General features: G+C 58.9%; 23 protein-coding genes and 1 pseudogene. 13 read left to right on the top strand and 11 right to left on the bottom strand.

What is annotated here, in order from left to right:
• Positions 1–48 precede the first annotated feature (48 nt).
• From ACK83U_RS22860 to ACK83U_RS22850, 3 genes are all read right to left on the bottom strand, one after another.
• Positions 49–456, bottom strand: coding sequence for a hypothetical protein (locus ACK83U_RS22860; RefSeq protein ID WP_184369952.1), 408 nt, complete (start codon positions 454–456; stop codon positions 49–51).
• A gap of 586 nt (positions 457–1,042) precedes the next feature.
• The gene (locus ACK83U_RS22855; protein WP_412475006.1) at positions 1,043–2,134 is read right to left on the bottom strand and encodes a helix-turn-helix domain-containing protein; all 1,092 of its coding nucleotides are present in this window, start codon (positions 2,132–2,134) and stop codon (positions 1,043–1,045) included.
• Positions 2,135–2,236: 102 nt separating this feature from the next.
• Positions 2,237–3,373 carry an acyl-CoA dehydrogenase family protein gene (locus ACK83U_RS22850; RefSeq protein WP_112608978.1) on the bottom strand — a complete coding sequence of 379 codons (1,137 nt, stop codon included), beginning with the start codon at positions 3,371–3,373 and terminating at the stop codon, positions 2,237–2,239.
• 78 nt (positions 3,374–3,451) lie between these two features.
• Between ACK83U_RS22850 and ACK83U_RS22845 the strand changes: the two genes are divergently transcribed.
• On the top strand, positions 3,452–3,697 hold the full coding sequence (locus ACK83U_RS22845; protein ID WP_112608976.1) for a hypothetical protein: 246 nt from the start codon (positions 3,452–3,454) through the stop codon (positions 3,695–3,697).
• Between the two features lie 3 nt (positions 3,698–3,700).
• On the opposite strand, the gene ACK83U_RS22840 is transcribed toward ACK83U_RS22845, so the two are convergent.
• Entirely contained in the window at positions 3,701–5,197 is a 1,497-nt protein-coding gene (locus ACK83U_RS22840; protein WP_112609161.1) for an aldehyde dehydrogenase family protein, read from the bottom strand.
• Positions 5,198–5,344: 147 nt separating this feature from the next.
• On the opposite strand from ACK83U_RS22840, the gene ACK83U_RS22835 reads away from it, so the two are divergent.
• From ACK83U_RS22835 to ACK83U_RS22825, 3 genes are all read left to right on the top strand, one after another.
• Entirely contained in the window at positions 5,345–6,091 is a 747-nt protein-coding gene (locus ACK83U_RS22835) for a glucose 1-dehydrogenase (RefSeq protein ID WP_112337808.1), read from the top strand.
• A gap of 163 nt (positions 6,092–6,254) precedes the next feature.
• Positions 6,255–7,493 (top strand): phosphoglycerate dehydrogenase, encoded by a 1,239-nt coding sequence (gene serA / locus ACK83U_RS22830; RefSeq protein ID WP_112337752.1) that lies wholly within the window; start codon positions 6,255–6,257, stop codon positions 7,491–7,493.
• Between the two features lie 214 nt (positions 7,494–7,707).
• On the top strand, positions 7,708–8,166 hold the full coding sequence (locus ACK83U_RS22825; RefSeq protein ID WP_246699017.1) for a hypothetical protein: 459 nt from the start codon (positions 7,708–7,710) through the stop codon (positions 8,164–8,166).
• Between the two features lie 48 nt (positions 8,167–8,214).
• Here the strand turns inward: ACK83U_RS22825 and ACK83U_RS22820 are convergent, their stop codons facing one another.
• Positions 8,215–8,991 carry an SDR family oxidoreductase gene (locus ACK83U_RS22820; protein WP_112608974.1) on the bottom strand — a complete coding sequence of 259 codons (777 nt, stop codon included), beginning with the start codon at positions 8,989–8,991 and terminating at the stop codon, positions 8,215–8,217.
• Between the two features lie 588 nt (positions 8,992–9,579).
• On the opposite strand from ACK83U_RS22820, the gene ACK83U_RS22815 reads away from it, so the two are divergent.
• Positions 9,580–11,514, top strand: a complete 1,935-nt coding sequence (locus tag ACK83U_RS22815; RefSeq protein ID WP_112608972.1) for a methyl-accepting chemotaxis protein — start codon at positions 9,580–9,582, stop codon at positions 11,512–11,514.
• A 100-nt stretch (positions 11,515–11,614) separates the two neighbouring features.
• Here the strand turns inward: ACK83U_RS22815 and ACK83U_RS22810 are convergent, their stop codons facing one another.
• Positions 11,615–13,141 carry a SulP family inorganic anion transporter gene (locus ACK83U_RS22810; RefSeq protein WP_112608970.1) on the bottom strand — a complete coding sequence of 509 codons (1,527 nt, stop codon included), beginning with the start codon at positions 13,139–13,141 and terminating at the stop codon, positions 11,615–11,617.
• Positions 13,142–13,146: 5 nt separating this feature from the next.
• Positions 13,147–13,836, bottom strand: coding sequence for a carbonic anhydrase (locus ACK83U_RS22805; protein ID WP_112609157.1), 690 nt, complete (start codon positions 13,834–13,836; stop codon positions 13,147–13,149).
• Between the two features lie 437 nt (positions 13,837–14,273).
• On the opposite strand from ACK83U_RS22805, the gene ACK83U_RS22800 reads away from it, so the two are divergent.
• Positions 14,274–15,071, top strand: coding sequence for a creatininase family protein (locus tag ACK83U_RS22800; RefSeq protein WP_112609155.1), 798 nt, complete (start codon positions 14,274–14,276; stop codon positions 15,069–15,071).
• On the opposite strand, the gene ACK83U_RS22795 is transcribed toward ACK83U_RS22800, so the two are convergent.
• Entirely contained in the window at positions 15,059–16,027 is a 969-nt protein-coding gene (locus ACK83U_RS22795) for a LysR substrate-binding domain-containing protein (protein ID WP_112412612.1), read from the bottom strand. The two genes, ACK83U_RS22800 and ACK83U_RS22795, sit on opposite strands and share 13 nt — an antisense overlap.
• Before the next feature lie 184 nt (positions 16,028–16,211).
• Here ACK83U_RS22795 and ACK83U_RS22790 point away from each other — a divergent pair, with 184 nt between their 5' ends.
• The 7 genes and pseudogenes from ACK83U_RS22790 (at position 16,212) to ACK83U_RS22760 (ending at position 23,283) form a co-directional block, all read left to right on the top strand.
• Positions 16,212–17,228: an ABC transporter substrate-binding protein gene (locus tag ACK83U_RS22790; protein ID WP_112608966.1), complete on the top strand. Its 1,017-nt coding sequence runs from the start codon at positions 16,212–16,214 to the stop codon at positions 17,226–17,228.
• A gap of 226 nt (positions 17,229–17,454) precedes the next feature.
• Positions 17,455–18,279, top strand: a complete 825-nt coding sequence (locus ACK83U_RS22785) for an ABC transporter ATP-binding protein (RefSeq protein ID WP_112608964.1) — start codon at positions 17,455–17,457, stop codon at positions 18,277–18,279.
• Positions 18,276–19,145 carry an ABC transporter permease gene (locus ACK83U_RS22780; RefSeq protein WP_412475005.1) on the top strand — a complete coding sequence of 290 codons (870 nt, stop codon included), beginning with the start codon at positions 18,276–18,278 and terminating at the stop codon, positions 19,143–19,145. The genes ACK83U_RS22785 and ACK83U_RS22780 overlap by 4 nt, the downstream gene beginning before the upstream one ends.
• A complete protein-coding gene (locus tag ACK83U_RS22775; protein WP_112608960.1) occupies positions 19,145–20,458 on the top strand; it encodes a cytosine deaminase in 1,314 nt (437 codons plus the stop codon). The genes ACK83U_RS22780 and ACK83U_RS22775 overlap by 1 nt, the downstream gene beginning before the upstream one ends.
• 1 nt (position 20,459) lies before the next feature.
• Entirely contained in the window at positions 20,460–21,869 is a 1,410-nt protein-coding gene (locus ACK83U_RS22770; RefSeq protein WP_112608958.1) for an FAD-binding oxidoreductase, read from the top strand.
• A pseudogene (locus ACK83U_RS22765) lies at positions 21,866–22,446 on the top strand (NAD(P)H-dependent oxidoreductase). The gene ACK83U_RS22770 and the pseudogene ACK83U_RS22765 overlap by 4 nt, the downstream one beginning before the upstream one ends.
• Positions 22,447–22,785: 339 nt before the next feature.
• Positions 22,786–23,283 carry a BON domain-containing protein gene (locus ACK83U_RS22760; RefSeq protein WP_112608954.1) on the top strand — a complete coding sequence of 166 codons (498 nt, stop codon included), beginning with the start codon at positions 22,786–22,788 and terminating at the stop codon, positions 23,281–23,283.
• Between the two features lie 56 nt (positions 23,284–23,339).
• On the opposite strand, the gene ACK83U_RS22755 is transcribed toward ACK83U_RS22760, so the two are convergent.
• From ACK83U_RS22755 to urtE, 3 genes are all read right to left on the bottom strand, one after another.
• Positions 23,340–23,777 carry a YqaA family protein gene (locus tag ACK83U_RS22755; RefSeq protein WP_412475029.1) on the bottom strand — a complete coding sequence of 146 codons (438 nt, stop codon included), beginning with the start codon at positions 23,775–23,777 and terminating at the stop codon, positions 23,340–23,342.
• Positions 23,774–23,956, bottom strand: a complete 183-nt coding sequence (locus ACK83U_RS22750; protein ID WP_112608950.1) for a metal-sensing transcriptional repressor — start codon at positions 23,954–23,956, stop codon at positions 23,774–23,776. The genes ACK83U_RS22755 and ACK83U_RS22750 overlap by 4 nt, the downstream gene beginning before the upstream one ends.
• A gap of 321 nt (positions 23,957–24,277) precedes the next feature.
• The gene (gene urtE, locus ACK83U_RS22745; protein ID WP_112412496.1) at positions 24,278–24,973 is read right to left on the bottom strand and encodes an urea ABC transporter ATP-binding subunit UrtE; all 696 of its coding nucleotides are present in this window, start codon (positions 24,971–24,973) and stop codon (positions 24,278–24,280) included.
• Between the last annotated feature and the right edge of the window lies 1 nt (position 24,974).

The following is a 24,974-nucleotide window of genomic DNA, read 5'->3' as shown; positions in this document are numbered from 1 at the left end:
CACTTAGCATGCAAGCAGAGGCGCTCCCATCACCCATTCGCTTCCGGCCTAGTCAGCCACGGCGTTGACGACGCGGCAGAGATTGTCGCTCATGTTGGGGGCAACCTGCCCCTGCGGCACCATGAAAACCGCGTCGACGCGACTGCCCTTGCCGGTTTTGCGGACGACGACGCGCAGTGTCTGCGGGCGACCTGAGCCGGACGTCTCCTGCTGTGCGGTCAGCGTGCCGAGTTGCTTCTCGACATTCACATCCACAAAGCCTTCCGCAAGAACGGCCCTCGATACCTTGTCGAAGGCCGCGGCAGGGCTGATGGAAGGAAACTCCATCCAGGTCTTGTAGGTCACACCGGTGACGAGGGGAACGCCGCTGCTTTGATAATGCTGCGAACATACGCTGGCAGCTGCGGGCGTGAATGAAAGGGCGACGAAGGCAGAAGCACAGATGACCTTACGCAAGGTGAGTTTCCTCTTTTGACGAATATACTGATAGATACTTTCTTGATGACTTATGCCGCGGCAACGACCGAGCCTTGCGACTGCGCAGCGATCTGTCAGTCGATTCCGGATAGCGTTGGAAGACTTGAGCCTTTGACGTTCGGGATCGAATGGCGTGTCGCGTCGTGATCGCCGCGGCTTGGATAAATAGGAGGCAAGCTCAATGGTATGCCACTCGTTCACGCATTGCTACAGATGGACGCCGCTATCGGGGCTTGTGAGGTTGATCGCGGCTCCTGACTGATTTCCATTCCAGTTCGGGAACATAACAGCAAAGCCCGATCGAGCAACAATAACGACCCGATCATCGGGTGCAAGATCGTCCATAACAGGTGCACATGAGTTTGGAATTGCATAAATCCCCCGGCGTCGGCCGTGATATCGGCTAGTGAACCATGGCTGGAAAGCCGAGCGGTCGAGAAGTCCGAATTGCAAAAGTTCAGTGTGTCACCGGCCCAACATCCTTCAAGGCATGCTGGCCTGCGGCCGGTTTGCTCAGGTCCATTTCGAGTGCATCTTGGTACATCTCATGCTCGCGCAAACGCAATTAACGGCCCGGCACGCCAAAGGGCAATGTCCAGCCAGAAGGACCGTTCGCCGGCTTTTCGCGGGTATGGAAACCAATCGTTTCTGAAGCGACGGTCGAGTGGGAAATGTTTTCCAGTGTCTCGCTCGGCGTATGGCCGAATTCGGCCTTGAACAGCCGGTAGAAGTACTTCTCGTTCGAGAAACCATGTCTCCACGCGAGCTCAGCTATGTGGAGCTTTGGTCCGCTTGGATTTGCCAGCATCTGATAGGCCCTGAGCAAGCGCTTGCGCTGTATCTGCCGCATGATGCCGCCATTGCCCTCGAACAAATGGTAAAGCTTCGCACGCGAAACCCCGACATCGCGGCAAATCCGATCGGGCGTCAGGTCGGGTTCGAGCAGATGCGCATCAAGATACCGCAAGATACGCCCCAGTAATAGTTCGCGAAGCGGTCCGGCTGCTTCCTGCATCGCCTCGGATGCCGACGACACCGCGGCAGTCAAAAGCTGCAGCGTCGATTGCACCACATAGGGGATCTCCCCTGGTCGCAACCTATTGAAATTGTTCAGCAGCGAAACGAGATGATCGGTCAGAAGCCGGGCAACGCCCGTTGAGAGGGTATGGCCGTGCAGGAGCGCTGTTCGGTTCGGCAATAAATCCCTTGGAACGGCGATGGAAATCGTGTTGTCTGCCTCGACCAGGCAGTCGTTAACCTGAGCGGCATCCAATATGAACAAGTCGCCCGCCCTCTTGACCGACGACGCATCCGCCGATCGAAAGGCAAAACGGCCGCTCAGAATTGAGGTAAATCGGTAAAAATCATAGCCGTCAGTTCGGATGCGTCGCTCGGATCTCAGAACCTCGTAAGCCGGGAGCGGGCCTTGGCGAAGCAGCCGTCTGCCGGAGAGGATGAGCGGACCGAGCGCCGCGCCGGTGGCCTCCGCATCGAACGGGCCGGACTCAGGTTCCTGCAGCCTGCAGTCGCAATGATTATCCTTAACCCAAGTGTGAAATCGGTCTTTCTCGGGGAAGTTAAGTGTCGAGAAATTATAGATTAAATCGGATAACGTCTGTGCCATAACTACAACCCCGGCCCCTCCGGCCCGAGGCATACATAGGTGAACCATAGCTTGTGGCAATAGGCGGCTAGACGTATTAAGTGTTTATTTGAGTGACGCTCTCAGGGATTCGATAGGTCGCCGTCGGTATCTGGATCAATCGAAAATATGACGGGCGATGATGAGCCTCATGATCTCGTTGGTGCCTTCGAGGATCTGGTGCACTCGCAGGTCGCGGACGATCTTCTCGACGCCGTAATCTTCCAGGTAGCCGTAGCCCCCGTGCAATTGCAGCGCCGCATTGGCCACATCGAAGCTGGTGTCCGTCACGAACCGTTTGGCCATGGCACAGAATTTGGATGCATCCGGGGAGCTGGCGTCGAGCTTCCAGGCAGCCTGATATAACAAGGTCCTCGCGGCCTGAAGCTCGGTTTCCATGTCCGCCACTTTGAACTGAAGGGCTTGAAAACTGCTCAATGCGGCACCGAATGCGCGGCGTTCACGCATGTGGAGAACCGCCTTATCAAGGGCAAACTGAGCGCCGCCGAGTGCGCAGGCGGCGATGTTCAACCGTCCGCCATCCAGAGCCTTCATAGCATAGCGGAACCCCGCTCCGATCTCACCAAGCCGATTTTCGAGCGGAACTTGGCAAGCGTCGAAATGAACCTGCGCCGTCGGTTGGGCGCGCCAGCCCATCTTTCGCTCGAAGGCGCCGAAACTCATACCCTCGCTGCCACTCGGCACCACGAGTGTTGAAATACCCTTTGCCCCCTCACCGCCTGTCCTGCACATGACGATATAAAGATCGGAATAGTTGCCGCCGGAAATGAACGCCTTTGTCCCGTCAAGGACATAATGATCGTCCACGACGCGTGCGGTCGTGCGCAATGCTGCGGCATCGGAACCGGAACCGGGCTCCGTGAGGCAGTAGGATGCCACCTTGCGGAAGGCGCAGAGATCGGGAAGCCATGTCGATTTCATCGTATCCGATCCGAACGTATCGATCATCCAGGCGCACATGTTGTGGATCGAAACGAAGGCCGCCACGGACGGGCAGGCATGCGACAGCGCTTCGAAGATCAGCACCGCATCCTGCCGAGACAGGCCAGAGCCGCCGAACTCCTCCGAAACGTAAATTCCGCCGAATCCCAAGGCGCCGATCTCTTCCAGCATACCCCTTGGAATAGTGCCCTTATGTTCCCAGGCCGCGGCGTGAGGCGCGATGCGTTCCGCGGCAAAAGAAGCGGCCAAGTCGAAGATCGCCTGTTGTTCGGCAGTTAGAGAGAAATCCACGATACGCTCCGCAATTCGGCAGGAATGAAATCGTGCCGAGCATGCATCGCTTCTTGAGCTCTGACAACGGTGAGATCGATGAGCGCTCAATACGAGGCGGAGAGCACGCGGATCGCCCTTGCCTCGCCCGAGTGCGGCACATCGATCGTGCCGGGCATCGCGGCCGGGCAGAATGTCGAAAGCCGCGTCCGTGTCGTGTTGCTTCATAATCCCAACGCCCGGCGGGCTCGCGGGACCATTACAAGCCTGGGCTATATGCTGCAGCAGCGATATGCCGAACAGCTTATCGCCCTCATCCGAACCAATCTGCGCGGTAAAGGTTGAGTTTTATTCCGTCTGTATCCAAACGGCCTTGGTTTCGAGATATTCGTGCAGGTGCTCAATGCCCCCTTCGCGCCCGTAGCCCGACATCTTCATGCCGCCGAAGGGCACGGCCGGGTCGAGCGCATGATACATGTTCACCCAGATCGATCCGGCCTTGATGCGACGCACCAGCTTGTGCGCCATTCCGAGATTTTGGGTGAAGACGCCAGCCGCAAGTCCATAGGGCGATGCATTGGCGCGCTCGACGGCTTCCTCGATCGTATCGAAGGGCATCGCTGAAATGACCGGCCCGAAGATCTCCTCGCGGGCGATCCTCATCTCGTCCTTGACGTTACCGAATACAGTCGGGGCGATGAAGTTTCCCTTGTCGTAGAGCGCGCCCGAAAGGCGCATGCCGCCCGCGACCAACGCGGCGCCTTCGCTCTGCCCGGATGCGATGAAGCTCTCGACGACCTGCGCCTGGCGAGCCGAGATCAGCGGTCCGATATCGGTATCGGCTTCGATCCCGTGGCCGATCCGCAGCGAGCGGGCAAATTCGCCGACCTTGGCGACGAATTCTTCGTGGATCTCGCGCGCCACGAACAAGCGCGAGCCGGCGATGCAGATCTGCCCCGAATGCGCAAAGACCGCCATTGCGGCGACGGGCACGGCCCGGTCTATGTCGGCATCACGGCAGACGATCACCGGCGACTTACCGCCGAGCTCGAGCGAAACCCGTTTTAAGTTGCCGACCGCGGCACGAGCGATCGATTGCCCGGTGGCGGTGGACCCCGTGAAGACGATCTTGTTGACATCGGGATGTTCGGCCAGCCGGGCGCCGGCGACCGATCCCTTGCCGGTGACGATATTGACCACGCCGTCCGGCACGCCCGCCTCTTGCATGAGTTTGGCAATCAACAACGGAGTGAGCGGCGCATCCTCCGAGGGTTTCAATACCACCGTGCAGCCCGTCGCCAGCGCTGGGGCGATCTTCCAGATCGATGCGGCGGTGGGCGCGTTCCAGGGGATGATCGCACCGACAACCCCGATCGGCTCCCGACGGGTGAAGGTGACGATCTCGCCGGGTATCGAATTGTCGATCACCTCGCCATGAAGGGCGGTCGCCATGCCGGCATAAAACCGCAGCATGCCCATGACCCGTCGTTTGTTGGCGAGCGTGCGCATAATTGGCATGCCCATGTTCAACGTGTCGGAAACCGAAAGGCTTTCCCAGTTTGCTTCGAATAAATCGGCGATTTTCAGGAGCAGCGTCTGGCGCTCATAGGGCGAGAACCTGGACCACGGCCCTTCGAGAGCCCGTCGCGCCGCAGTAACGGCGAGATCAATATCAGCGGGCGCGGCCAGCGGAACTGTCGCAAGGACCGCGCCGGTAGCCGGATTGTAGGTCTCGCTGACTTCGCCGGATTGGGCGGCAACCCATTGGCCGCCGATGAACATTGGCCGAAAGCCGCCGTCGTAAAGCTCGGCCGCCATTTGCTTGGCGTCGAAAGTCAATGTCATGGCGCGGCCTCCCAGCTTCATTCTGTCGTCGATATTCGCTATCAGACGGTCACAATACAAATAAAGAAAGCTAAAAAAGCGTTCAGATAATCGGACTGTGAAATCACTCCGAGTTATCCGATGCTGGAGCAAATGGAGGAGTTTGATATGCGTCTTGTGGGAAAAGTGGCGATCGTCACGGGTGGCGGGTCGGGTTTCGGCGAAGGGATCGTCCGGAAATTCGTCGAGGAAGGCGCGCGGGTCGTGCTCGTCGATCGTGACCTTGCGGCAGCAGAGCGGGTGGCGGCGCAGCACGAAGGATCGGTCGCACCGCTTGCCGGTGATGTCGCCACGCTCGACAGCCTCGCCGCCGCAAGGGATCTTGCGCTGTCGCAGTTCGGCGGTCTGCACATCCTCGTCAACAATGCCGGTGTCGGACAGCCGCCGATGCCGATGGAGGATATGGATGAAGGCCTGTTCGAGCGTATCTTCAATGTCAACATCCGCTCGATCTACAACGGTGCGCGCGCGGTGCTGCCGCATTTCAAGGCCGAGCGGCACGGCGCCATTTTGAACATTGCCTCGACCGGTGGGGTCTCCCCTCGCCCCAACCTCACCTGGTACAATGCCTCGAAAGGATGGGGCATCGCCGCCACCCGCGCGATGGCCGTGGAGCTTGCTCCCTTCGGAATTCGCGTCAACGCCATCAATCCCGTCGCCGGCGATACGCCACTGCTCTCAACCTTCATCGGCTCCGACAGCGACGAAAGCCGGGCGCGGATCGTCGCCACCATTCCGATCGGGCGGCTTTCGACACCGGCGGACATGGGCAACGCCGCCGCTTTCCTCTGCTCGGACGAAGCGAGCATGATTACCGGCGTCGATCTCAATGTCGATGGCGGCAAGTGCATCTGAAGAGGCGGGCAAGCCCATCAGCACGGCGACTTGCTGTAAACAAGGGTCCTTCCGCTGAGCGAATTGAGTTTGTTCTTGCGCTGTCCCTTGGATGGTCTAAGTCATGTGGTCGTGGCAGCGAGCGACGTCGGCCTAATCGAATTCGACTATCGAAGGTAATTCAATGAGCGGACAACTTTCTCTTCCCCGTGATCGGATTTCAGTCCTTCTGCTGGAAGGGATCAGTCAGAGCGCGGTGGACTATTTTACTTCATCTGGCTACGTCAATCTCACGCATTTGCCGAAGGCCCTCGACGACAAGGATCTCAAGAACCATATCGCCGAAGCACACATCATCGGCATTCGTTCACGCACACAGCTGACAGAAGAGATTTTCAGCTCCGCCAAGAAGCTCATGGCGGTCGGCTGCTTTTCCGTGGGGACGAATCAGGTCGATCTGGATGCGGCTCGTCGGCGCGGGATCCCGGTGTTCAACGCTCCTTATTCGAATACCCGCTCGGTCGCCGAACTCGTCATCGGTGAAATCATCATGCTGACGAGGCGGATCTTCCCGCGTTCGACTTCCGCTCATGCGGGCGGATGGGACAAATCCGCCGAAGGCAGTCGCGAGACACGTGGGAAAACGCTTGGCATCGTCGGCTACGGCAATATCGGCTCGCAGCTGAGCGTCCTTGCCGAAAGCATGGGTATGAACGTTCGCTACTTCGATCCGTCGGACAAGCTTCGCCACGGCAATTCAGAATCCATGGCTTCGCTCGGCGAGCTGCTGGAAATCTCGGATTTCGTGACGATGCACGTCCCCGAAACCAGCTCGACCCAGAACATGATCACCGAAGCAGAGCTGCGCAGAATGAAGAAGGGCGCCTTCTTCATCAACAATTCCCGCGGCACCGTGGTCGATCTTGAGGCTCTTGCAAAGGTCTTGAAAGAGGGGCATCTCGCAGGCGCAGCAGTCGACGTGTTCCCGAAGGAGCCGGCATCGAACAAGGAGCGCTTCGAAACGCCGCTGCAGGGGTTGGATAATGTGATCCTGACGCCGCATATCGGCGGATCGACCGAAGAAGCCCAGGAGCGGATCGGAAGGGAAGTTTCCAGGAAGCTTGTGGAATATTCCGATATCGGCTCGACGCTGGGTGCGGTCAATTTCCCCCAGGTTCAATTGCCGCCACGTCCAAACGGCACGCGCTTCATACATGTTCACGAAAATCGCCCGGGGATCCTGAACAGCCTGAATACGATCTTTTCATCGCGTGGGTTGAATATCGTCGGCGAGTTCCTGCAGACCCACGGCGACACAGGCTACGTGGTTATCGAAGTGGAAGGCGTCGGCCAAACGGCGAATGAAATACTCGACACGCTCCGCCAGATCCCCGGAACGATAAGAGCTCGATTGGTTTACTGACGCCTTTTATTGACACCCATGGGCGATCGGCATTCTCCAGCTATCCCTCGCTTGATCGCCAGATGACGCCGCTAACTACCTTAACCCACACGCTGCGCGTGCATAGGCAGGCGACGCCATGAGACTTGAACAGCTCGTCTTGACAAAGCTGCACTTTGAAATACTTCCATTGCGTTCATCCGTATAGGCTATACAACGTAAGCGAGGAATTTTAATGAAAAGTGCAGCTTTGTTCGCCACCGCATTCATCGGTGCCCTCATCACAGGCGCTGCCTCACATGCAGGCGAACCTTCCGGTAAGGGATCTTTCGAGATACTGGTCGCGCCGGAGCAGGTTTTCAATTTGAAAGCAAAGGCTTGGAAACCGGTCCCAAACGAAGATAGTTTTGCGCTGACGCACGATGGCGAATTCTTTCTCACCGTCGCAAAACGCAAAGACGGCATGCTGATGTTGCTTGTACGCCAGCCCAGCACCGAAAAGCAGGGGCAGCCCTTCTACGCGGGATATTATCTTAAATGCGGTGTGATGGCTGATGTGCCGGTCTTCCCGCAAAATGCGGCTGAGCTGAAGAGCGAGCTCGCCAATCCGCAAGCAGATAGTGAGGAGGCTCGAATCGGGTTTGGCCCGGGCAGCGGCATGCATGACCTTTACACTCTCGTTTGCCGGTCTTGAGAGCATTTGCAGGGCTGCCGCGACATCGGCAGTCCTGGCCTCCGCCATCTAGCGCAGCAGACCTTGGCCCCCGTCCACCCAGATGGGCGAGCCGGTTATGTGACGGGCCTTATCGGACGCCAGGAAAGCGATCACCTCGGCCACATCTTCGCTTCGTCCCGGCCGACCACCGGTAATCGGCACCTGGCCTTCGGGCCAGATGGCGGGGATCGATGTTTCGTCGCGTTTGCGCAGGCTGGTATTCGCATCGATATTGGTTTCGATTTCACCGGGACAGACCGCATTGATGCGTATGTGATGCCGGGCCAGTTCGAGAGCCAGCTGCTGCACCATGGCGACCTGCCCTGCTTTGGTGGCGGTATAGGCCGTAGCACCGGGAGTCGTGAAGGTCCTGGTTCCATTGATGGAGGAGACGACGATGATCGAGCCGCCGCCCGAGCGCTTCAGCTCCGGCACCGTCGCGCGGATGGTCAGAAAAGTTCCGGTCAGATTAATCGAAATGGTGTCATTCCATTCCGATAGGCTCAGATCGTCGATCGGCGCCCAGACTCCGTTGATACCGGCATTGGCAACTACGACATCCACCCGGCCGAAGCGCGCGACAAGCTCTTTCACGGCTGCCGATATCTGACGTTCATCCGAAATGTCGGCGAGGAGGACGGCCGCCTCCCCGCCCCTGGCAGAAATCTCATCGGATGTGGAGGCAATCTCTTCCTGCGTGCGTCCCAGCACGCCAATTGCAAAACCATCCTCCGCAAGCGCCAACGCGGTCGCTCTTCCAATCCCCGAGCCAGCTCCGGTGACGAGGGCGACGGCAGAACTCATTGACGAACCTCCAGCTGGCTTAGCATTGACGACGAGGAACGGGAGCACCGGAGAGTGAACCTTTGCGCTCGCATCGGCTCTCACCATTGAGCTATTCGAAACTCGCGGATATGGGAAATGTTCCGGAATAAATGCATCCCCACGCCAGCAGCCGCGCCTGCAACTTCCGACGCCCGCACTTTCCTTTAGGCATCTTGGGGGATGTCGACTTCAGAACACCTGACACTGTGGCAAAGCTCGACGAGTGTTTTTGACATGCAAAGTGCATCTGGAATTTAGTTCGGCATTCCATCTCGCAATTTTCCAATCGAGAGCCGCAAGAAACAAAGCAGAGACACAACTACAGAGTAATTTAGAATTATATATTCTATATCTATGGCGGTAATTTCGTTCAACTGAACCAATATCGACCAGGATTAACCGTTTTGTCTGCTTGGTTATAGATTTTGAAAGAACAGCGCCAAGATGCGACGAGCAGGATGCTCCCTCTCTGTAATGCCCCCATTATCCAGAGCAGGTCATCGCTGGCACTTGCCCCTCTTCAATCGTCCTAGCGGTTGCCGTCCCCTTCCGAGAGCGAAACAAGCCATGTCATTTCTCCAGAACGCCAAGATCAAGACGAAAGTCCTCACGATCTTAATCCCGATCTGCCTGATCGGGATCGCCGGTGTCCTCGTCGTCTCGAACCAGTTCAGGGACACGGTTGGCACCTACTCGAATTTTATCGCCAAGGATGAAACCGCGGCGGTAGAGATGTCGAGAGCCAGCCAGCGCATGACCGCCATGAGTTACAACGCCTACCAGATTCTGCAATATCCAGCGGGGGATCCGCAGATGGCGTCGTTCTCCAGGGATTATCAGGAGAACAAGCAAGTTCTTCTGCAGCGTTTTGCAAATGCGAAGCAGTTTATTCCGGCGGAAGCGGATACAATCGACAAGCTCGTCGCAAGGGCAAATGACATCATCGCTCTTACAGACCAAGCCGTGAAAGCCGGCCTGATTGATGATAACAATACTGCCGCCACGCTCCTGAAGCAGGCGGATCCGATGATCAATGACGAGGTCGTTTCCATTCGTCAGTGGCTCGACGCGTTCAACAAGTCCCTGAACAACAAGAGCGACATGTTGGCAGAACAAGCAAACAGCACCATCGACGACGCTTTGATCGCGCTCGGCCTTCTCTTTGCCGCCGCCATTGCAATCGCTATTCTCGTTTCAGCACGCGGCATCGCCGCCCCCATCGAACGTCTGCGGGCGCGCATGGCTTCGCTTGCGGATGGCAATACCGACGAGCCTGTTTCAGGGATCGAGCGCAAGGACGAAGTCGGCCAGATGGCCGCGGCCGTCGCAGTCTTCCGCGACAGTGCCATTGAGCGTCTGCGCTTGGAGCAGGAAGCCGCCGATGGCCGCAGCCTCTCCGAAAAGGAAAGGCTGGAACGCGAAGCGCAGAAAGCCAAGGATGCGGCAGACGCGCAGTTTGCAGTCGACAGTCTGGCACAGGGCTTGGGAGAGCTCTCGAATGGCAATCTGACCTATCGCCTGGAGAAGCCCTTCGTCGCCCATCTCGATCGTCTAAGGATGGATTTCAACGCCTCGATGGAGAAGGTCGAGGAGACCCTTGTCGCGGTCGGCCAAGGTGGCCAGGCCATTGCCGCCGGCGCCAATCAGATCCGGGCGGCAGCCGACGACCTCTCCAAACGCACCGAGCAGCAGGCGGCCTCGATCGAGGAGACGGCGGCAGCACTCGAGGAGATCACCACGACCGTCAGGGATTCCACGCGGCGTGCCGAAGAGGCAAGTTCGCTGGTCGGGCGCGCTCGCGTCGGCGCCGAAAAATCCGGCGAAGTCATGCAGGAAGCGATTTCAGCAATGGAAGCAATCTCGAAATCCTCGGGTGAAATCTCCAACATCATCGGCGTCATCGACGATATCGCCTTCCAGACGAACCTGCTGGCGCTCAATGCCGGCGTCGAGGCGGCGCGTGCCGGTGACGCCGGCAAGGGCTTTGCCGTCGTTGCGCAGGAAGTCCGCGAACTCGCCCAGCGCTCCGCCACAGCGGCGAAGGAGATCAAAGCGCTCATTTCCACATCCGGCCAGCAGGTCGGCAGCGGTGTCGATCTCGTCACGAGAACGGGGCAATCGCTGCAGCAGATTGTCAAGGAGGTGGAGGAAATCGACCGCAATGTACGGGCGATCGTCGAAGCCGCCCGCGAACAGGCGACCGGCCTGCAGGAGATCAATACGGCCGTCAACAGCATCGACCAGGGAACGCAGCAGAATGCGGCCATGGTCGAGGAATCGACGGCTGCCAGCTACAGCCTCGCCAAGGAGGTGACGGCGCTGAACGAGATTCTCGGTCAGTTCAATCTGCAGAAGGGGCGCTCGCATGCAAGACCGGTTGCAGCCACCGAACGCTCCAGCCCTGCCGCATCGCCGGCACGCTCGCTGCGAGCCAAGATTGCTGGCGCATTCGGAGGCTCCGGCGCTGCCACTGCGGCGTCGCCGTCCTGGGAAGAGTTTTGACCTGGCGCGCTTCGGCCCATCCTTGAAATATTGCCGGATTTAAAATTGAAGGTCGCGGGAAGGTGCGAGTTTCCTTCCCGCCGCCATGACTGGTCGCCGATCAGGCAACCTCTTCCGATAGCTTTTCAAAGATCGGCTTCAGCCGTCGATGGCGTCCGAGCGGCGGATGCTCGATTTCGACCAGGCGTCCCGATTTTTTCTGCCGTTTTAGCCACTCACGCAGTGTTTCGGCGCTCGTGTGGTCAAGATAATGCAGGCGAGCGCCGGCAATCCTGATCTTGCGACCCTCTGGAAGCGTTTCCAGCGTGTTCAGCAGGGCGGGAACATCCTTGCATGTCGCCACACCGACGAGGTCGAGATGGATGGTTTCATCATCCTCCAATCTGTCGATGGCGAGCTTGCGCCGCAGATAGGGAAGGATTTCCAATATGGACAGTGCAAGGCCGAGCGCCACGCCGACGAGCAGGTCCTGAAGCACCACCATGGCCACCGTCGCGGTCCATATCCCGACGGGAATCCAGCCGTGATGATCGAAGAGGTGGCGGACATGATGGAGACTGATCAGCCGCCATCCCGTCACCAGCAGCACTGCGGCAAGCGCCGTCAGCGGCACCATTGCAAGGAGCTGCGGCAGAAATGCCACCAGCCCAAGGATCCAAACACCATGCAGCACGGCAGATGCCCGGCTACGCGCGCCTGCCTGAATATTGGCGGACGACCTGACGATGACACCCGTGATCGGCAGTGCACCAAGCAGACCACAAAGCCCATTGCCGATACCTTGCGCAAACAGCTCCTTGTTGAAGCGCGTTCGCACGCCATCATGCATGCGATCGACGGCGGCGGAAGACAATAGCGTTTCCGCGCTGGCGATCACGGCGATGACCAACGTCGCCAAGATGATACCGGGCTCGGCCATTCTAGCAAAACCCCCAAGCGTCGGCAGCGAAATGCTGTCGATGAGAGAAGACGGCACTTCCACCCTGGCGATCGGCAGCTTCATCCCGGCCGTCAATATCGTGCCGGCAGCAACCCCCACCAGAGCACCGGGCACCAGCATCAATGGCTTCGGCCTGAACTTCTCCCAGGCGACCATGGCGAGCAAGGAGATCAAGCCTACAAGGAGAGCAACCGATTCCTGGGTCAGTCCCGCGCCCCATACGCGGCCAAGGGTCTGCTCCATGGCAGTCACGTTTTCGATGCCGCCGGCAGCGGGTCTTGCCCCCATCAACACATGGACCTGGCCAAGGATGATGAGGATGCCGATCCCGGCGAGCATGCCGTGGACCACCGCAGGCGAAATTGCCCGAAACCACGATCCGATCTTCAGGAATCCGGCAATAACCTGCAGCAATCCCGCCACGATGAGGACCGGCCCGAGCATGGCAACGCCATGTTGCTCGACGAAGCCGAAGACGATCACGGCCAGTCCCGCCGCCGGCCCTGACACCTGAAGTGGAGATCCGGCCAAAAGGCCGACGACGATGCCCCCGACAATGCCTGAAATAAGACCCATGGCCACCGGAACGCCTGACGCCACGGCAATCCCGAGGCAAAGCGGTATCGCGACGAGAAACACGACGACCGACGATGCGAAGTCTCGCGAAAGAACAGAGCTTGACATCATCGGGCCTACTCCGCAGCTTGCGGCATCACATGCGGACGACCACGACCGGTGACGGCGACGGGCAAGGGCCTGTCCTCGTTGATATCCGTGAACCGAGCGGCGGCACCGTCGTAAACGAGCACCTCCCCGGTCTCGATGTCGAAAAACCAGCCATGTAGGGTAATGTCGTTGGTCGCCAGCTTGGCCGCGACCGAAGGATGCGTGCGCAGATGGTCAAGCTGGACAACAACGTTTTCCATGGCTATGGCGCGGACCCTTTGGCGCTCGGGCAGATCGCCAGGATAGGCTTCGCAAACGATCGAATGGGCAGCATGGCTGTGTTGCAGCCACGCAGCAACATTCGGCATCGGCTTCAGGAGATCGGGATAGCAAAGCCCCTTCATAGCGCCGCAATCGGAATGCCCGCACACGATGATATCGCGAACGCCCAGCGCGACGACGGCATATTCTATCGCCGATGATACGCCGCCGTTAGCGGTGGAAAACGGAGGAACGATATTTCCGGCATTGCGGCAAACGAAAAGTTCGCCGGGGCCGGATTGCGTTATCGTTTCAGGCATCACCCGGCTGTCGGCGCAGGAAATCATCAGCGCTTGTGGTTGCTGTCCCTCCTCCGCCAGCCTGCGATAAAGTGCCTGATGGTCGGGAAATACGGCTCCGCGAAAGCTGGAGATACCCTTGAGCAAATCACCCATTGTCGAGTCCTTGTGATGGGCCGGACGGCAGGCAGGGGGCGTACCCATGCCCGGCGGGTTGGAATGCGCGATCATTTCGCAAGTGCGAGATAGGAACGGGTGGCCGGAAGAGAATAGCGGAAATGAATTTAGTCGAATCTAATTTATAAAATTCTTGTGAGTGAACTGTGAGATGGTTTGAATCGACCTGGGATCCATATTGTGCGCCCGCGCCGGAATGAAGCGATCTCGTTCCAACAGCGTCAATCGGCGCGGCAGTCACGCTCCTTACCGATGCGGAATGCTTCGGTTGCCGCATCGCTTCTGCCCTATTCCAAGTTTGCCCATCGGTCAGCGCACGCAAAAAGGCAGCGGCACGGCCGCAAATTGATGCTTTCCACCGTTACCATCCTTGCCGTATCCGTTGAGCAACCAGGCGCTGACGAGAGGACATGGCAATGACGAAGCCCTTCTATTGGAACGAACTCAATACCCATGATTTCGCCGAGCTTTCGCCAGACACCACGATCGCGATCCTGCCAATCGCCTCGACGGAACAGCACGGTCCGCATCTGCCGATCGCGACGGATGTCGCGATCGCTGAAGGCATGCTGACGGAATTGAAAGTGCAGCGTCCGGACGATCTCGATTTTCTCGTGCTACCGCTACAGGAGATCGGCAAGGCCAACGAACATGTCTACGGCCCCGGCACGCTGTCGCTCTCCGCGGAGCTGCTGATCCCGGTCTGGACCGCCATCGGCGCGAAAGTGGCCGAGGCCGGCATCCGCAAGATGGTGATCGTCAATTCCCACGGCGGAAACGTGGATATTATGAGCATCGTCGCGCGCGAACTGCGCGTGCGCTACCAGATGGCCGTCGTCGCCACGCAATGGACACGCTTCGGCACGCCCGACGGCATGATCGACGAACATGAGCAACGCTTCGGCATTCACGGCGGCGATGTCGAAACGTCGCTTATGCTGCACTTCCGGCCTGAACTCGTGCGCATGGACAAGGCTCAGAATTTCGCCTCCAAGGCCGAATGGATGAAGGAGCGCTCCAAATATCTGCAGCCATTGCCGCCCCATTCGCTCGCCTGGATCGCCCACGATCTCAATCCGAACGGCGTCGTCGGCAATGCTGCCAACGGCACGGCGGAAAAGGGCGCGCTCATCTGCCGGCATGAGATCGCGGGCTTCATCGAGATGCTGCGTGATCTGCGCGACTATCCGCTTGCCAACCTCTATTCGAAATAGGCGTCCGAGCGGCGGCGTTCGGAGGGTAGCATGATATGCCCCTTCGCCTGCAGCTCCTCGACCATCCCCGCAAGCTCGGCAAGCAGGTATTCGACGAAGAGGCTGGTCGCAGCGTCGAGTGGCGCTCGTGCACGGGCGACGAGCTTCATCGGTTGATGCCGCGAATGAGGCTCGGCGATCGGCCGGAAGACCAGCTCTCCCCGGCGACATTCGGTCAGCACATCAAGAGGGTTGAGCAGTGTCAGCCCTGCCCCGCATTTTACCAGCTGCTTCAGCATTTCCGACGCATTGCTCTCCAGCACAGGTTCGACCTGTACGGAAAGACGCGAAAGCATCAGATTGATGACCTCTCGCAGGCTCGTCCCGGGCTGCGCAAGCAATAGCCGCTCCTCCACGACATCGGCGAGATTGATGGGACCAGGCCCGATCAGCGGATGACCGGGCGGCAGGACGACGCCGATCGGTATATCGAAATTGGCAAGGGAGCGAATGCCAGGCATTGCCGGAATGTTGAAGCCAAGCCCGAGATCCACTTCTCCTGAGACGACCGGCGCCATCGTCGTCGATCCGGCATCGTTGCGCAGTTGGACGAAGACCCTTGGATGCTCGGAAAGAAAACGCGCGATGATCTCGGGTAGCGGACCTGAGGCCAGACCGACAGTGGCGACGATGCGAACCTTGCCCGCCTGCTGCATCTTGAGACTGCGAATGCGGCCCTCAAGCCGCTCGTAGTTCTTCAGAACCTCGCGGATATGCTCGATACAGAGCTCGCCGGCCGCCGTCAGTCTGAGCCCGCGAGGCAGCCGTTCGAAAAGCGGTGCCCCCATTTCCTCTTCCAGCGCCAGGATCTGCCGGTTGATGGCCGACGAGGCCACATTGAGCCGTGCCGCCGCCTTGCGGATCGAGCCACAGCGGGCGATTTCATTGATATAGAGAAGCCGTCGCGAGTGCAGCATATTTGTCCCCATTGCTTAATTTTTGCCCAGACCGCACAATTTAGGCACAGACCCGGGAACAGATGCCGAAAAGGCATCAATGCGCACGAATTTTGATGCTTTTCAAAGAGCAACGCAACCGCTCAAATGCAGGAAATGGGCGCCAACCACGACGTCCCATGGCAGATAAGGGGAACAGTCAGCCATGTATAAAGCCTTGAACACAAAAACATTCTTTGCCGCCATGGGGCTTGCCGCCGCCATTATGGCCGCCGAGCCTGCAAATGCGCTCGACAAAGTCAGCTACGGCACGAACTGGCTTGCGCAAGCCGAGCACGGCGGTTTCTACCAGGCGGTTGCCGACGGCACCTACAAGAAATACGGCCTTGATGTCACGATCGTCCAGGGCGGCCCCAACGCGGCCAATTCGGCCCTACTGATCTCCGGCAAGCTGGATTTCTACATGGGCGGCCCGCAGCAGGAGATCGATGCGGTCAAACAGGGCATTCCGATCGTTGACGTCGCCGCCATCTTCCAGAAGGATCCGCAGGTGCTGATCGCCCATCCGGATGCCGGCGTGGAAAAATTCGAGGATCTGGCCAAGCTGCCGACGTTGTTTCTGAGCAAGGATGGCTACATCACCTATTTCGAGTGGATGAAGGCGAACTTCTCGGGCTTCAAGGACGAACAATTCAAGCCCTACAATTTCAGCCCGGCACCCTTCCTCGCAGACAAGCAGTCCGCGCAACAGGGTTACGTCACCTCAGAGCCCTATGAGATCGAGAAGCAGGCCGGCTGGAAGCCGAAGGTCTTCCTGATCGCGGATGCCGGCTACTCGCCCTATTCGACGATGATCACCGCGCAGAAGGCGCTGGTCGACAAGAACCCGGATCTCGTGCAACGTTTCGTCAATGCCTCGATCGAGGGCTGGTACAATTATCTCTACGGCGACAACAAGGCGGCCAACGAACTGATCAAGAAAGACAATCCCGATATGACGGATGGTCAGATCGCCTATTCCATCGCCAAGATGAAGGAATATGGCATCGTCGAATCCGGCGAGGCCCTCGAAAAGGGCATCGGCTGCATCACTGAGGCCCACTACAAGAAGTTCTTCGACGAGATGGTCCAGATCAAGCTCTTCGATGCCGACATCGACTACAAGAAGGCCTTCGATACGCAGTTCGTCTGCAAGGGCATCGGGATGTCGCTGAAGAAGTAACATTGGCGCGGGGCAGCCCCCTCACCCCGCTTGCGGGGAGAGGGAGCGACCGAGCAAGAAGCGCCACCACTGAACCGCGAAAGCAGCAACTGCCGTCACAGGCTGTTGTGATTGTAATGAGTGCCACGAACACGATCGTCCCCTCTCCCCGCAAGCAGGGAGCGGGCTAGGGTGAGGGGAACTTCTTGCTCCAAACCCAATTGCTGATTTCGACAGAGAACCGGATATGAGCTTATCCAAAGCAACCACTGTCCCCTCCGCGGAAATGCGCAAGCGGCCGCTCGTCGTCATGGAACAGGTCTCCAAGGTCTTCTCCAATGGCACGCTGGCGCTATCGGGCATGTCGCTCAACGTGGAAAGCGGCGAGTTCATCAGCCTGCTCGGCCCTTCCGGTTGCGGCAAGTCGACGGCCTTGCGCATCATCGCAGGCCTTGGTGGTGCCTCCAGTGGCAGGATCGATTGGCCGAGTTCACGTATCAACGCCAAGGGCCTGCCGGAGGGCGATATCAGCTTTGTCTTCCAAGAGCCGACGCTGCTTCCTTGGAAGACGGTGCTCGGCAACGTCCATCTGCCCTTGAAGCTCAGGGGTATTTCGAAAGCGGCCGCTCACGACCAGATCATGGAAACGCTGGCAACGGTCGGCCTCCAGGATTTTGCGCAAGCCTATCCGCGCGAATTGTCCGGCGGCATGAAGATGCGCGTTTCGATCGCCCGCGCCTTGGTGACGAAGCCGAAGCTGCTGTTGATGGACGAGCCCTTTGCGGCACTCGACGAAATTACCCGACAGAAACTGAACGACGATGTTCTCAACCTTTGGCAGAAGACCGGCATTACAGTCATCTTCGTCACGCATTCGGTCTATGAGTCTGCCTATCTCTCCAATCGTATCGTCGTCATGAAGGCACGACCGGGCCGCGTTCATAGCGATTTTCCGCTGAAAACCAGCGGCGAGCGCGATCCGCTTTATCGTTCGTCGGAAGAATATCGGCAGGTGTGCGAAAAAGTGTCCCGTTCCCTGATCGAGGCCATCGGCTGGCCGGAGGCCCATTGATGAGCGACAGCACCAGCCTGCCCGCCACTCTTTCCGTTGAATCGGCCGATGCGCCGGCGGCAGATGCAGCCAGAAAGCGCAGTATCGAACGCACGCTTGGCATCTTCGTGCCCATCCTGACCGTCCTTGCGCTTCTTGTCCTCTGGCAGCTTCTGGTCGTCGGCACCGGCATTCCGCAATATATTCTGCCAAGCCCCATCGCCGTCGCCAAGGCGCTCGTTTCCGACTGGGGTATCCTTTGGCCGGCTCTGTGGGTGACGACTGAGATTACCTTCATATCCCTCGTGCTGGCGCTGATCGGCGGCGTCGGCTTTGCGATCTTCCTCGTGCAGTCCCGCTGGATCGAACTTGCCTTCTATCCGCTGGCCGTCATCCTTCAGGTAACGCCGATCGTCGCGATTGCGCCGCTGATCCTGATCTATGCACCGACGCGCGAGGCCGCACTTCTGATCTGCGGCTTCCTCGTCGCCTTCTTTCCGATCCTCTCCAACATGGTGCAGGGATTGAAGAGCGTCGACCATAACCTGCTCAACCTCTTCGATCTCTATGGCGCTTCGCGCTGGCAGGCCTTGCTGCATCTGAAGCTGCCTGCCGCCCAGCCCTATTTCATGACGGGCCTGAGGATCGGCGGCGGCCTCTCGCTGATCGCATCGGTCGTTGCCGAATTCGCTGCTGGTTCGGGCGGCCCCAACTCCGGCCTCGCCTTTCGACTGCTGGAGGCGCAATACCGCCAAAACATGCCGCGTCTCTTTGCAGCACTCCTGCTGCTATCGGCGCTTGGCGTTGCAATCTTCGCCTTTACCTCTTTCATCTCATGGCTGAGCCTGCATCGCTGGCATGAAAGCAGCCTCAAGCGGGAGAACTGATGTCACACGCCTTCATGTCGCCGCCGAACGCCGCCCGCTTCGTGCTGAGCAATGCCACCGTCCCAGCCGTGACGCTTTCCGGTTCCAAGACGCCTGCCAACGAGGGTCTCGCCAAGGCCGATATCGTCGTCACCGACGGTCTCGTCAGCGGTATTCTGGCGCCTGGCACCGCGCCAGTCGAATATGCCAAAGTCGATATGAAGGAAGGTATGGTCTGGCCGACTTTCGCCGACATGCACACCCATCTCGATAAGGGCCATATATGGGAGCGGCGCTCTAACCCGGACGGCAGTTTCATGGGTGCGCTCGATGCCGTGCGTGCCGACCGCGAGGCCAACTGGTCGGCCGAGGATGTGAGCAAGCGCATGGAATTCTCGCTGCGCTCGGCTTACGCGCATGGCACCGGCCTGATCCGCACCCATCTGGATTCGCTGACGCCGCAGCACCGCATTTCCTTCGAGGTTTTCACCTCGGTCCGCGAGTCCTGGAAGAGCAAGATCGCGCTGCAGGCTGTCGCTCTCTTTCCGCTCGACAACATGGTCGATGATGCCTTTTTCGCCGACCTGCTTCGCGTCGTGCGCGAGGCAGGCGGGTTAATGGGCGGTGTCACCCAGATGAACCCCGATCTGGATGCTCAGCTTGACAAGTTGTTGCGCGCCGCTGCCGACAACGGCCTCGATGTCGACCTGCATGTCGATGAAACCGAAGACAAGCAGGTGCTGACGCTTCAGGCGATTGCCGAAGCCGTATTGCGAAATGGCTACCAGGGCAAGGTCACCGCCGGCCATTGCTGCTCGCTTGCCCGGCAGGATGAAGATGTCGCGCGCGCCACCATCGATCTCGTTGCCAAGGCCGGGATCTCCGTCGTTTCGCTGCCAATGTGCAACATGTACCTGCAGGACCGCCATGTCGGCCGCACACCACGCTGGCGCGGCGTCACGCTTCTGCATGAACTTGCTGCCGCCGGTGTTCCCACGGCCGTCGCCTCCGACAACACCCGCGATCCCTTCTATGCCTATGGCGATCTCGATCCGGTGGAAGTGTTCCGGGAAGCGGTGCGCATCCTGCATCTCGACCATCCGCTGGATATGGCTGCAAGGGTCATCACCACCTCGCCCGCAGAGATACTTGGCCGCCCGGATATCGGGCGGATCGCCGTCGGCAGCCCGGCCGACCTCGTGCTTTTCAGCGCGCGGCGCTGGAGCGAATTCCTCTCTCGTCCGCAGTCCGATCGCGTCGTCCTTCGCAAGGGCAAGGTGATCGATCGCAGCCTGCCGGATTATCGTGAACTCGACAGCGTCATTGGAGCCTGACATGCCGGACTATCAGCGCATCAAGAAAGAACTCGAAGGCATCGCCGTCGAAGACAATCCGGCGCTCGTGCGCCAGAAGAGCCGTGACTTCTACTGGTATTCGCCCATCCTGAAGGCGCAGCTCGACAATGTCACGGCCGATCTCGTCGTCACCCCGAAAACCGAGGAAGAGGTGATCCGGACGCTCAAGGTCGCCTATGCGCATGACGTCCCCGTCACGCCGCGCGGCGCCGGCACCGGCAATTACGGCCAAGCCATGCCGCTTTCCGGCGGCATCGTGCTCAACCTTGCCGCCATGAACAGGATCAAGGAGATCCATCCCGGTCGCGTCATCTGCGAGCCCGGCATCGTCATTGCCGAGCTCGACCGGCAGACTAAGGCCCATTCGGGCCAGGAACTGCGCTTTCACCCCTCGACCGCGCAGATGGCGACCATTGGCGGCTTCATCGCCGGTGGTTCGGGCGGCGTCGGCTCGATCACCTGGGGCGGCCTGCGCGATCTCGGCAACATCCTGCGGCTGCGCGTCGTGACGATGGAAGCCGAACCCCGCACGCTCGATCTCACCGGCTGGGATCTGACCAAGGTCAGCCATGCCTACGGCACCAACGGCATCATCACCGAAATCGAAATGCCGCTGGCGCCGGCCTATGATTGGATCGACGTGCTGGTCGGCTATGACGACTTCATGGATGCCGTGCGTTTTTCCGACGCGCTTGCCAAGTGCAACGGCATTCTGGTCAAGGAGATCGCTCCGATTGCCGCTCCCATCCCGCAAGATTATTTTACCCGCCATAAGCCCTACATCCGTCAAGGGCAATCGATCGTGGCGCTGATGATTGCGCCGCATTCGATGGATCCTTTCGTCGCCTTCACCATGCAGCAGAAGGGTGAAATCACCTTCCGCTCCGACAAGGTCGAGAGCATGAAAGGCATTCCGCATGCCTATGAGCTCGCCTGGAACCACACCACACTGCGCGCCCTTAAAGTCGATCCGTCGATCACCTATCTGCAGGTGCAGTATCCCGGGCCGGATCATGTCGCCAAGGTCCGGAAGATGGTGGAAATCTTCGGCGACGAGGTGCCCGGCCATCTCGAATTCATCAGGTTCGACGGTCAGATCCAATGCTCGGGCCTGCCGCTGGTTCGCTATACGTCTGAGGCTCGGCTTGAAGAGATCATTAGGATTCACCAGGATCACGGCTGCCCGATCTTCAATCCGCATCGCTATACGCTGGAGGAAGGCGGCATGAAGCAGACGGATGCGGTCCAACTTGCCTTCAAGAAAGAAACAGATCCAAAGGGCCTGCTCAATCCCGGCAAGATGATCGCCTGGGACGACCCGAATTTCGACTTCGAATCCGGCAAGAACTATCTCTTCCCCGGCCTTGCGGCGCTGATGGAGGCTTCATGAAGGTTCTGGTCCTTCATTCCCATCCGGTCGAGGAAAGCTACGGTGCAGCCCTGCACCGTAAAACCATTGAAAGCCTGAAGAGCGCCGGCCACGAGGTGGACGATTGCAATCTTTACGCGGAAGGTTTCGATCCCGTGCTGTCGCGTCGCGACCGCATGATCTACCATGATTATCCGGACAATACCGAGGCGGTCAAATCCTATGTGAGCGGCTGGCGCGCGCCGAGGCTTTGGTGATCGTCACCCCGGTCTGGAATTTCGGCTTTCCGGCCATTCTCAAGGGCTATTTCGATAGGGTCTGGCTTCCGGGCGTCTCCTTCGAACTCGTCGACGGCAAGGTGCGCTCAAAGCTGCAGCATATCCGCAAGCTCGGCGCTGTCTTGACCTATGGCGCCGATCCGTTTCGCGCCTTCATCGCCGGCAATCCGCCGAAGAAGATCGTCAAGCGCGTGCTGCGCGCTCAGATCAAACCCTTCGCCCCGGTCGTCTTCCTTGCTCACTACGACATGAACCGCTCGACCGACATATCCCGTAGCCGATTTCTGACGAAGGTCGGTCAAGAGATGGAACGGTTCTAGAGCATTTCCGTTTTTCGTCGGATCGCGAACGCGCAAGCACTTCTGTCGGGACTAGCGGTCAGGTTCGCGGACACCCAGGACCAGGAAATGCGGCGTTCGATTTCAGATTCCCAAGCCATCGGGATTCGTATTCAATCCCGGACGGGAGGCAGATAGCGATTTCAACCGACGCCGCTTTAGCTGCTGACTGAGCGGCAACCTGCCGCAAATCTTCGCCAAACGGCCAGATGCCACGACGAATTGGGTCGATCGAAGACCTGCGTCGGCCAAGCGAAGGAACATTTCCCCATTGCTGCTGTTAGATCATTCCAGATGATAGGTGGCTGTAAGGAGGTCAATATGGCACCGCCACGTAAACCAAACCCGTTGTCTCGCGAAGAAGACTATCGCGATTACGAGGATCGGGAAATTCGAGAGGGCTGGCCCTATTCGGATGTCCATGGCAATCCGTTGGAAAGCCATCCCGACAATACTCCCTACGGCGACACACCGGCCAATTTCGACGAAGATCCGAGTACAGGATTCACCGTAGATACCGCCGACGCGTCAGGTCGCGAGGAGAGGGTGGATACGGCCGTTCCCTTGCCAGCCAGCAGAATTGACGACGATGAGTTAGAGGCACAGATCACCGAGCGGCTCGAAGAGAGCGGCAAAGTCGTTACCGACAACATCGAAGTGCATTCCGTCGACGGGATTATCACGCTGGAGGGGCGCGTCGAGACGATTTCGCTGGCACGCAATCTCGAGGAGATCGTTCTGACGGTTCCGGGTGTCGTGGGCGTACATAACAACCTCGAAACGCTCGGCGTCGATTCTCATATGCCCGATGAGGAATAGCGAGGTGGAGCCGGACGGCAACGATGGCGGGGCGGCCGACGTCCGTTCGTCGGATGTCATGCCAGATTCATCGTTGCCAGCGCCACGATGACGTAACGTCCGAGCTTGGCAATCGTCACCAGCAGCAGGAAGGTTGGCAACGGCTCGCGCAGAACGCCGGCGACCACCGTTATCGGATCTCCGACGATGGGCACCCAGCTCGCAAGCAGAGACCATTTTCCATATTTTCGATACCATGCCTGCGCACGATCGAGGGTATCCTCACCAACAGGGAACCAACGGCACTGTCGAAATCGTTCGATCCCCCTTCCCAGCATCCAATTGACGAGCGAACCCAGAATATTGCCGACGCCGGCGGTAACCACCAGCCAGACCGCGGAGTATCTTCCGGTCAGAAGCAGGCCAGCAAGCACCGCCTCCGATTGCATCGGCAGGATCGTTGCGGCACCGAAGGCTGCCATGAACAATCCGAAATAAGCCAATAGGCCGGTCATGCCGCCGGAGGTATTTCGCATTGGTGTTGAGTTCGTCGGTCGGCCACCGATAATTGCCGAGCGATGTCAAGACACGGCCTGCCGCCCCCGATCATGCTGGTGACGCTATTCACATAGTCTTCAGAGCGCTTGAGCCGCTTGACCGCCTTTGGATGGGTAGCGCGAGTGTGTTCCGTCATGACGCTCTGTATCCCCGCAAGAAAGCATGATTGTCAACGTCGGTCTGGTCGCGTACTTGACTGCGCGCGAAGGGGTTTGAATTTGGGTTTGGTAGGCCGAGAATGGCGGGCCGCCCGTTCAACCACCGCAAGAGCCCAAAGGATTTGGACCGCACCTCGAACGCATGACGGCACAAGAGTTGAGAGGTTTGATCGACCGTTTCTGGGATCCTGCGGGCCTGCGGATCAATTTGGGAATTCCGCTCCCTAGCTCTCAAGGGTTAGACTGTAGTATCGCCTTCTCAACACCTCGCTTCAGATGAATGAACCTGCGACGGTTGCTCAAACGGTCAGATGCCTGCGGGCGTCGGCTGTATCCAGCGTTTCAGCCAGACCTTCATGCACGATCTCGCCGCGATCCATGATGTAAACGTAGTCGGCAAGCTCCCGGCAGAAATCGAGATATTGCTCGACCAGCAGGATCGCCATGCCGGTGGAATCCCGGAGATAGCGGATCGCCCGGCCGATATCCTTGATGATCGACGGCTGGATGCCCTCGGTCGGCTCGTCCAGGACGAGAATCTTCGGCCGTGTCACCATCGCCCGGCCGATCGCCAGTTGCTGCTGCTGTCCGCCCGAGAGGTCGCCGCCACGGCGCGACAGCATGGATTTAAGCACCGGAAACAGGCTATAAATGTCATCCGGAATATTGCGGTCACGACGGGAAAGCGGCGCATAACCGGTCTCGAGATTTTCCTTCACGGTCAAAAGCGGAAAGATCTCGCGTCCCTGCGGCACATAGCCAATCCCCTGCTTGGCGCGCGCGAACGGCGCCATGCCGTTCAGCGTCACGCCGTTGAAGGCAACGGTGCCGGCCGACAAGGCATGCTGCCCGGTGACGGCGCGCAGGAGCGAGCTTTTGCCGACGCCGTTACGTCCGAGAACACAGGTGATCTTGCCCATCTCGGCCTTGATGGAGATGCCACGTAGCGCCTGTGCAGCGCCATAATGCAGATTTGCGTTTTCGACTGTCAGCATC

The sequence above is a fragment of the Rhizobium sp. WW22 genome (assembly GCF_047041135.1).
Classification (GTDB): Bacteria; Pseudomonadota; Alphaproteobacteria; order Rhizobiales; family Rhizobiaceae; genus Rhizobium.
The sequence above is the reverse complement of the archived record's forward strand: the minus strand, read 5'-3'. Positions and strand labels throughout refer to the sequence as shown.